4 protein-coding genes and 2 pseudogenes are annotated in these 9,800 nt (G+C 60.1%); 2 read left to right on the top strand and 4 right to left on the bottom strand.

Translation table 11 applies throughout. The features are described from left to right. Positions 1–806: IS66 family transposase (gene tnpC, locus L1787_RS00125; RefSeq protein WP_235706442.1), on the top strand; the 806-nt coding region annotated here is incomplete at its 5' end. A gap of 48 nt (positions 807–854) precedes the next feature. On the opposite strand, the pseudogene L1787_RS00120 reads toward tnpC, so the two are convergent. The 3 genes and pseudogenes from L1787_RS00120 to L1787_RS00110 all read right to left on the bottom strand — a co-directional run. Then, positions 855–1,079 (bottom strand): annotated as a pseudogene (locus L1787_RS00120) (transposase); the annotation flags it as partial. 251 nt (positions 1,080–1,330) lie between these two features. Further along, positions 1,331–3,271 carry a hypothetical protein gene (locus L1787_RS00115; protein ID WP_235706441.1) on the bottom strand — a complete coding sequence of 647 codons (1,941 nt, stop codon included), beginning with the start codon at positions 3,269–3,271 and terminating at the stop codon, positions 1,331–1,333. A gap of 268 nt (positions 3,272–3,539) precedes the next feature. Beyond that, positions 3,540–7,607 carry a HigA family addiction module antitoxin gene (locus L1787_RS00110; protein ID WP_235706440.1) on the bottom strand — a complete coding sequence of 1,356 codons (4,068 nt, stop codon included), beginning with the start codon at positions 7,605–7,607 and terminating at the stop codon, positions 3,540–3,542. A 308-nt stretch (positions 7,608–7,915) separates the two neighbouring features. On the opposite strand from L1787_RS00110, the pseudogene L1787_RS00105 reads away from it, so the two are divergent. After that, positions 7,916–8,603 (top strand): annotated as a pseudogene (locus tag L1787_RS00105) (ParB/RepB/Spo0J family partition protein); the annotation flags it as partial. Positions 8,604–8,629: 26 nt separating this feature from the next. Here the strand turns inward: L1787_RS00105 and L1787_RS00100 are convergent. Continuing rightward, positions 8,630–9,741, bottom strand: a protein-coding gene (locus tag L1787_RS00100; protein WP_235706437.1) for an IS3 family transposase whose coding sequence is annotated in 2 segments (ribosomal slippage) — positions 8,630–9,486 and positions 9,486–9,741 — 1,113 coding nt in all. Because the reading frame shifts where the segments join, the coding sequence is not laid out codon by codon here. Positions 9,742–9,800: the final 59 nt, after the last annotated feature.

Genomic DNA, 9,800 nt, shown 5'->3' with positions numbered 1-9,800 from the left:
ACATCTGGGCTTACGTCCGCGACGACCGGCCGTTCGGCGGGAGGGCGCCTCCAGCCGCGCTCTACTATGCTTCGCGCGATCGGCGGCAGGAGCACCCCGAGCGCCATCTGCGCGGCTTCGCCGGCATTCTCCAGGCCGACGCCTACAGCGGGTACAACACGCTCTACGATCCGTCGCGCGCCGAGGGCGCGGTCACGCCGGCGCTGTGCTGGGCGCACGCGCGGCGTCCGTTCTTCGAACTCGCCGACATCGCCGCGCGGGTCCGGCGCGACGGCCGAGCGCCGGTCATCTCGCCGGTCGCGCTGCAGGCCGTCCGGCGCATCGACGCGCTGTTCGACATCGAGCGCACCATCAACGGCCTCGACGCGGCGGAGCGACTGCGGGTGCGACAGGAGGTGAGCGCGCCGCTCGTATCAGACCTCCAGGCGTGGTTACGCGAGGAACGCGCCCGCCTGTCGCGATCGGCCGCCGTCGCCAAACCGATGGATTACATGCTGAAGCGCTGGGACCGCTTCGCCGGCTTCCTCGAGGACGGCAGGATCTGCATCACGAACAACGCGGCCGAGCGGGCGCTCCGGGGATTTGCCCTCGGCCGCAAGGCGTGGCTCTTCGCCGGCTCCGAGCGCGGCGCCGACCGCGCTGCCGCCATGGCAACGCTGATCGCCACAGCGAAGCTCAACGACGTCGATCCGCAGGCCTGGCTCGCCGATGTACTCATCCGGATCGCCGCGATGCCGCAGGGGCGTCTCCACGAGCTGCTGCCATGGAACTGGAAGGGGCCGGCGTCCTCCGCCGAAACCACCTGAGCCATAGCCGCGATCCACAGTACCCGCGGCCCTCACCGAATGCTTACCCAGCATCGCATCCGCGAGCATCCGCTTGAGCCGACCGTTCTCGTCCTCGAGCGCCTTCAGGCGGCGTGCCTCGGACACGTCCATGCCGCCGTACTTCGCCTTCCATTTGTAGAAGGTCGGCGAGCTGACGCCGTGCCGCCGGCACAGCTCCGACACCTGCACTCCCGCTTCCTGCTCGCGCAGGATCGCGATGATCTGCTCTTCCGTGAACCGCGTTCGCTTCATTCGTCGTCCGTCCTTGATGGCCGGACTCTACTCCCGAATGGATGAGCTTTCGGGGGGCACGTCACGGCGGTATCTGGCGCCGCACCGGGTGATGATGAGAACTTCGTCTACTCCATACCCCTCTAAAATGAGAGCCGGAAGGTCATTCGTAACCAACTGAAAATACGCGATGATTCTCTCTAAGGATGTTGGCCGAGGGTTGAGGTGTTTCTACTTCCCGCATTGCCGGTGAATTGTTCTGGACTGCGCAATCAGCTCCCGTCGGGGCCCGTGCGGAGGAGTTGAGCAGGTAAATTCAATAAGCCGCTTGCCACCGCTGCTTCTGTCAACGAGGCGTTTATAGGCCACTGCATCTCGACTTCACCGCTGCGCTTAATTTCCAGAATACCGCGATCAACTCCATCCCAAATGACGGCCGCATCTTTGACCGGTGCGACCTCAGCTATAGCGTGCGCCATTGCCTCTATCCAATCCGAGGGCAGCCTGGTCAAATCAATCAAACTGGGAAGTCGTTTCAATATGGCCAACACAAGCGCGGCGCGCCCTGCCAGCGTAAGCGTGACCACGATATTGTCGTTCTCCCACATGATGGGAATTGCTGCCTTCTCGGTCCGGACGTTCTCGACATCTTTTTCGAGAGCATCAGCTAGACCTCTAATCTCCTCCGCAAAACGGTTAGCTAGCTTGTCAGATTCAGCGATTCCCAGACGAGAGAGATTAAGGATGTCGTCGTGAAATCCAATTGGAGTTACGTCCTTGTCATGCTTGCTATCAAGGTACTTCGACACCGCGCCCACGCCGACTTCCACGAACGGCAAGTACCTTGTGCCGATCTGTTGAAACAACTCAGGATAGAGCATCGTCCCGTCCGTTAGCTCGCCCGGAGAAAGGGAAATCAACGCTGCCAAGGGCGGCTCGACCCGCTCCCCTATAGTCGACGATGGAGTTGCACCGCGTAATTGCTCAGCATCCAGCGCAGCACCGAGATATTCAGGTATCAGGGTATTGCCTCGATAGTAGTCGCTAAGCAGCCGCTTCCAGTCCGGCACAGAGAGCTGACCATCGAAACGGAACAGCTTCGTGTAATCGGAATGCTTCCCAGCACGATCGATCGAAGCCTCAAACCTCGTGAGATAATTATTGCCATCATACGCCCGGATAGCCCCGTCAAAATGGGTAATTCTATCCGCGATCGACGAGTACTCAGCATGAGCATACCGACACCCGTACCGTCCGTCCGCGAGCCCAGGCGACGGGTCCTCGATGAGTTCCTCCACCTCAAATGTGCGGTAGTCGGCCTGCGCGTCACCAACCATGCGGGCTTCAGGTGCCTTCCACCAAATTTGGGTTCGATCGACTCCTTCAAACTGCCGGGTCTGCTCGTCCGCCTTGTGTTCCGCTACGCCGCTCAGGATTTTGCTGATGTCCTCGTCGTATTTGGGGCCACGCCAATATTCGAGCTCAATGAGACCTTTTGTGGAGGCGGGATAACCAAGCAGGTCAGGATCGAGCCTCAATCGGGCTCTCAGTTTGGGGTTCGCCAGGGCGACTTCCGAAAAGCCGCTGAGAAACTCCGTGTTTAGGGCGTTTAAATGCGACAGCCTGCGCCGAAAAAACCTGTGAGCGACTAGAACCAGATCGCGCTCCTTGTCATGAAACACGCCCGGCCACAATTCGTCGGTACGGGATAACAGCTCCCTATATTCGACAAGGCCGTCCTTGTCGACCAAACTGGTGCTCGGCACGAAGAACTCTGGATACAGTTCCGCAGCTAGGCCTTCTCGCTTGGCGAATACCGACTCCATTCGCAGGAACGTCAAATCTTCATTGCTGGGAAGCCTAATCTTCGCCAAAAGTTCATCGCAATGCGGTGCGGTGTGAGCTTCGTTAACGCGCTTCCTATGCCGTACAACACGGTCTTGTAGCTGAACGCGATCTTCTTCGTTCTCCGGATATTCAATGCAGCCTAAGACGCGGACCATTTCGCCATCTATGTAGTGCCCTAGCTGCCGGCTCCAGCCGATCACACGGTGCATGTCGTGCTGCACGTGGGCAGGCGTTCCAACCGGCGCCTCAGACAAGAAGGCCTCGCGTTGATGTTCTTCATCTGAGCGCATTAAGCCAGCCGCAGAGAACTTTATGCGCTTCTTGTTGATCTGATCTGTATTGAACACTGCAAAGTCGAGCTTCACAACGGTCCTCTGGTCTTTGGCATCACAATAAAAGGCATTTGATCACGAGACGAGACATTGACTGAGCATCAATATCCTCGCCCTCTAAAATGAAATCGAGATATCGGCCGGAACTTGTTGATATAACCACAGGGTTCCGATCCAGACATGCTCTGCCGTAGCAGATGTGCGAGGTAATAAGCGACGACCGTGTCTTCGTACATGAAGCCTGCACCGCCGGTCAGCTCAGTGGAGGCTGGTTTCTGATCAACGTCGCTGTCTTGCGTTTTCAATGCCGAAGCCTCTTTGTGATTCTTGCTTCGGAATCTTGCCACCCCGCTTCACGTTCGTATGACGTGGCGATCTCCTCGAGGACCCCACCGACGTAGGGGTGGTCAAAATGCAAGCGCTCGGCCCAGCGGCGGTATTTCGCTGCCAGTTCGCGTTCCTGCTCACCTCCTTCGCCGCGCCAGTGAGCGCCGCGAGAATTGTGAACCCCGATATAGAAACCTCTGCCGATCTCGGGGGATGCGATCTCTTCCATCGCCTCACAGACCGGTTCACATGGCCATATGCCGTTCTCGCCCTCGGGCGCCTCGGCGAGCAACTGGCCGAGGCAGTGATCACCAATCTCGGCACGGCCGTACTCGCGGCACAGGCGCCGAACCTCGGTAAGCCATCCAGAGAGCGCCGCCGTGTCGATCCTTCCGTTTTCGTCCGTACCGGGAATCTTCCTGATCTGATCGAGAAGTCGGTATGCTGCTGACGCGACTACTGCCCGCTGCTCGGGGTTTTCAATCCGCCATTCCGGCGGATCCTCGCGGTCATCGCGCCGCTTGTATGCGAGTGCCAAGGCCTGAACGAATACCGCAGGTGATTCCGCGATCTGGCCTTCGAGGTTTGGAATTCCGTGCTCGCTGTAGTCGAGCGCATCAATGAAGAGGAATTCAAGTTGGGCCATTTCGTCACGGGTGACCCCTGCGCGACCATCGAGAGAATCCAGAGCCTCAGAAATGTAATGCCGGTCGAGCCTGAAATGGCCTGCCGGTTCGGCATTCACCGTGGCGATATTCCGCAGCAGCCGCTTGAGGCGAGACGTTTCAACGTCTTTAAAATCCATGTGGACTGCGTGAAAAGCGGCGCGCGGCCGCCGGGCCTCCAAGAGGCGGTCAATCAGTTCTGTAAGCTCGGCCGGCGTATGCCGGTTCCAGGACGGGAAAACGTAGTTCCAGTACCCTGTGCGGACTTCCTCACCATAGCCGTCCAGAAGACGCCAAGTGGACTCCTGGAATGGCGCACACACAAATAGCCGCCTGCACTCATCTGCAGGTAACCCTTCGGCCGCAGCCTGTAACACTTCAGTGCGCGACTCTGCCCCAATCTCCCAAAGGAAGCCCTGCAAGCACCATTCGGCCTTGCTCTGAAGATCTCCGTCAAGGGAAAGGCAGCGGCGGGTGAAATCGACCCGCAGTTTTGCACCTGTGACACGCGACGCCGCATACCGGCCAACGGTGCCGGCAGCGCCGCTGCTGGCAAGCAATTCCTTGACGCCACCGAAACCGCGCTCTGTCCATATTTCGGTCATCGCTTCGCGACGAAGCTTGTCGATCCGCTCGTCGCGCTTCCGATAGTCGAAATCCTCTTCTTCAAATTCGTCAGACGATTCCGGGACCCACTGATCGGCAAATAGCCAGCCATAACGGATGACTGGATCGGTGGGCCGAAGCCGGTCATAGGCTTCACGAGCCCGGTCGCGCATCGTTTCCCCGAGCTTCAGACGACGACCGCGGCGTGTGAAGGCAAATCGTCGAATACGTTCGCGCAGCACAGCCTTGGCCGAATTGCCGGCTTTTCCAGACCATCCGTCAATCAAGTCCCAGACCTTGGTTTGGTCTTCGTCCGGCATACCCTCAAGGGACTCGACAAGATCGCCAAGGGTCTTCTCGTCATGGGTCGGCCACGCAGTCAGTAGATCCAGAGCCCTTCGATTGAACTCGTAGATCTCCTTGTCCGTCGCGACCTGCCCAGCCCCAGAAGCGTCGCTGCGCCAGCGGGGCCGATAACTGTAATGGCCGACCCGAGAACCCGGCTTGATCTGCTCGATGCAAACCTCCCAGCCCACCCCCGGGAACCGTTTTGTAAGCATTTCTAGGACTTTTACCCTGTGCTCCACTGAGGCCGCCGTTTGCGGCATCCACGACCGGAAGATGGCCTGAAGGCTGGCATCCGGCTTGTTCGCCCAATTGTCATCAATTTTCGGGCGGGATAGTTGGGCGAGAATCGCCGAGACGCGCGAGAGGTTTTGCGGTTTCCAAGCGAGGCACTCCAATGCCCACAAGAGGCCTGTTCGCGACGGGGAGGCCCCGAATGAACCGCTATCGACTGGTTTGAGAAGACCGAAGACGACGGGTTCATTGCACCGAAGGTCGTCCTCGATGATTTTCAGAAATTCATCAGGCGCTGCTTCGGCGTAGCGGGGAAGGTCTTGATCGTGTGAGAGCAGCTTTTCAATCGTCAATGGCGTTAGGAGTTTCCGGATCAGAACAGCGACCCGGCTTTGGGCATCGATCCCGAGGCGGCTCAGGAATAGGTCATTGCCATGGACCGAGAGGATTACGAGCGCCTCGCAAATGCCCTCGCGCAATGCCCCAGAATGGTCTCGCGTCTTGTCATACAGGGCGGCAGCCCATCTTTTCTCCTCCGGCAGTTCGAGCGCGGGATCGGTTTCAGAAAGGACGTATTCGGCGGCGAGGAAGAACCGATCGAGCTCCGCCGCCGTGACCATTTTCGCAATCGCAAACAAGGCGTCTATCTTCGAGGCGACACCCCGATATCGTCCGGCAGACCATACCGGGCTATCATCGAACCGAAGCAGACGCACAACATCGTCCTCGACCGCCTCGTACTTCCGATCGGCCACATAGGAGACGATCTCGCGATCCGCCTGTGGCTCTGCGTGCCAAGCGCCGATCAGGGCCAAGGGAACGAGCGTTTTTGCCGTGTCGTCATCGCTTGCCCATGCCGGCGTCTTGATAGCGGCGTTTTTCGAAAGGCGCCGTCGCAGGATCGTCGGCGAACGCCCAGATTCCCGCGCAAGTCGATCGACATCGCCTCTGTCGATTCCCATGGTTGTAAGCGCCTTCTCAAAGGCCTCGTGGGTGAGAAGGTCGAGTGCAATATCTGCTTCCGTATCGACTGCATTGCGAGGCCGGAAAACAATGCAATGAAGCCGGCGATGGGTATCGCCGAGTTCACGCTCAACCTCTGCGGAATGAACAATTGGAATGAAAGGCACCGAGGATGCGACGAGCGTCCTGAGCGTTGCCGGAGAGGTGAAGACTGCAGCGAGATCTCTGTACTGTCGAAACTCAGCGTCATCGAAGAGGCATGCGAGGAAGGCAAGCGCCTCGTCTCGCGAGTCGGCTGCAACAACAAAGGGGCGATCACTTGGTTTGCCGAGCCACACTTTGAACGTGCCCCGATATGCAGCGATAGACGGCGAAAAGATTTCCGATGTCAGAGGGGGGGCGCTGACATTCGCCCAGCGACGCCACGCCTGCTCAAGGGTCTCAAAGCCGCTAACAGGCAGTGCGAGCTGTCCGGCAAGCCAGATCTGCGCCGGCACGGATTGCTCCAGCCACTGCTCAAGATCGCTTGCGTCGAAGGCTTTAACGGCCTTCCAGTCGCCGGCCTGGTTCTTCTGTCTCTCCCATGCGGCCTTGCCGGACCAGTTACGAGGCGTCACAAAAACGAACGTGCTGTTTGCTCTCTCGGTTGGATCAACAGAGGTGAGTCGAGCCACGTAATCGCTCTCTGCTTTGCCCGCCGGCTTCTGATCCGTACCGAACTCCCAATAGGAGTACCCCTCCGGAACCCAGGGTGTCGCGGCACCCGCTTCGACGAAACCGTCAGACCCCTTGCGCTGCGCGTTGTCATAGCCGGGAAAGTCGACCTGGCGAAGGTCGATACCCGTCGAGTGCACCAGCTTGCGCAGAAGGACGGGAAGGTGGGTGCGAGCGTCGATCTGGCTATCGGCCCAGTTCTCGACCTGCCTCGCCTTGATGGTAAGGAAATTCGGGACGAAGGCGCGAACTGCAATCCCCTTTTCACCAGCGTCCCGCTCGGGCCGGTCGTAGGCGGCCTGCATATCAAGCAGCCGCTGTCGGTCAGCGCCGAACGTCTTCTCCAGCCTGACCGCCATTTCCGGAGACAGGGCAGATTTGCCGTTCAGGAAATTCGACAGAGCTGGCCTACCGATGCCGAGGCGCTTAGCGGCTTCTTTTACTGACATGCCGGTTGGGATGACATTCTCACGAACAAACTGGCCCGGGTGTCGTGCGCAACTAAAGGGCTCCATGCTTTCTCCTGACCCCACAAAGTGTAGCGCGACACGCTACACAAGAAAATATAATGCGTTGCGCTACACAATACAAGCCCGGTTGCTAAGGGCTCTGCCCTCGCGCGGCGCAAGGCGGCCGGGACGGTCTCCCCGACCTTCCGCGCGGGCGCGGGAATCCGCACTTTCGCAAATCCTGAAATCCGCTTGTGCAGGCCGGGTGATCCCCCTCCATCCCGGCCGCCTTGCGCCTTGCTACCCCGGTCTCGCCGACCGGCAGGGTTGCAGCGCAGCGCTGCGCTTCAACCCAAGCCAAAAGGATCAAGACCATGACCACGACCGCCAACATCGCCCCGACCGCCGAACACGGCGCGACCGTTTTCATCCCGCTCAACAAGCTCAAGAAGCATCCGAAGAATGCCCGCAAGACCCCGCACAGCGAGGCGTCTATCGAGGCGAAGGCGGCGAGTATCGCCGCCAAGGGCATCCTGCAAAATCTGGTGGTGGAGCCGGAAACGAACGCTGAGGGCGAGCCGACCGGCTTCTATCTCGTCAGCATCGGCGAAGGTCGCAGGCAGGCGCAGATACTGCGCATGAAGCGCAAGGAAATCAGGAAGACCGGAACCCATCCGCTGCGTCATCGACACGGCGAACGATGCCGCCGAGATCAGCCTTGACGAGAACGTCACGCGTGAAGACCTCCACCCTTCCGACCAGTTCGAGCGCTTCCGCGAGCTTTTCGAGGATCGCGTTTGGGGCACGGAGGAAATCGCCGCCCGGTTCGGCGTGACCGCCCATGTCGTCAAGCAGCGGATGCGTCTCGGCGCTGTCAGCCCGAAGCTGCTGCAGGTCTATCGTGACGGCGACCTGACCTTGGATCAGTTGATGGCCTTCGCCATCACCGACGACCACACGCGGCAGGAACACGTCTATGAGAACCTTTCCTATAACCGCGATCCGTCCATCATCCGGCGCGACCTGACCAAGATGAACGTGCCCGCGACGGATCGCTGCGCGTGACGTTGCCCCCGAAGTGTCCCCGCTCATAGCTGGACTCTGTTCGTGTTGTGGTCCTGTCGGGACCGGGTTGCAAACTCGTTCGGGGTGAGGCCGCCGAGGCTGGTGTGCGGGCGGTCGTGATTGTAGTCGGCCCGCCATTCCTCGATGAGGCGGCGAGCAGCCGGCAGGCTGCGGAAGAGGTGCTCGTTCAGGCACTCGTCTCGGAACCGGCCATTCAGGCTCTCGACGAACCCGTTCTGCATCGGCTTGCCGGGGGCAATGTAATGCCACTCGACGCGGCGATCCTCCTGCCATTCGAGGATGGCGCGGGAGGTCAGTTCCGTGCCGTTGTCGCTAACGACCATCAGCGGTTTGCCACGCTGGGCGATGAGGCTGTCGAGCTCTCGCGCCACCCGGGCGCCCGACAAGGACGTGTCGACGACCAGCGCCAGACACTCGCGGGTGAAGTCATCGACCACGACCAGCACACGGAAGCGACGCCCGTCGCTGAGTTGGTCGGAGACGAAGTCGAGGCTCCAGCGCTGGTTCGGTCCCTGCGGCAGCGTCATCGGCGAGCGTGTTCCGATCGCACGTTTGCGGCCGCCCCGGCGCCGCACGGTCAGCCGTTCCTCCCGATACACGCGGAACAGCTTCTTGTGGTTCACCTCGATGCCTTCGCGTCGCAACAGGATGTGCAGCCGCCGATAGCCGAACCGGCGCCGCTCGTTCGCTAGCGCCTTCAGCCGTTCGCGCATGGCCGCGTCGTCCGACCGCTGCGACTGGTAGAGGTAGGTCCTGGGATGCATCCCGATCAGCGCACAGGCGCGCCGCTGGGAATATCCCTTCGTCTCAATAGCCCAGCTCACGAAGCCTCTCCGCGCGCCGGGCGTCAGAAGTTTTGTCCCAGAGCGTCTTTCAGCGTCGCGACATCGAGCATCTGTTCGGCGAGAAGCTTCTTGAGGCGAGCGTTCTCATCCTCCAGCGCCTTCAGTCGCCTAGCGTCCGAGACCTCCATGCCGCCGTAACGCTTGCGCCAGGTGTAGAAGGTCGCATCGCTGATCCCGTGCTTGCGGCACAGCTCTGTCACGCCGATCCCCGCCGAATGCTCCTTCAGCACCGCGATGATCTGCTCCTCACTGAAGCGACTCTTCTTCATCTCCGTCTCCTTCCGACGGAGTCCAGTTCAGACCGAGGACACTTCAGGGGGCAACGTCA

The sequence above is a fragment of the Acuticoccus kalidii genome (assembly GCF_021556395.1).
GTDB lineage: Bacteria > Pseudomonadota > Alphaproteobacteria > Rhizobiales > Amorphaceae > Acuticoccus > Acuticoccus kalidii.
Note: the sequence above shows the minus strand (reverse complement) of the source record. Positions and strands in the feature narration are given on the sequence as shown.

Excerpts from the sequence above, each read along its gene's own strand:
- L1787_RS00110 (WP_235706440.1), bottom strand. The coding sequence starts at position 7,607 with ATGGAGCCCTTTAGTTGCGCACGACACCCGGGCCAGTTTGTTCGTGAG.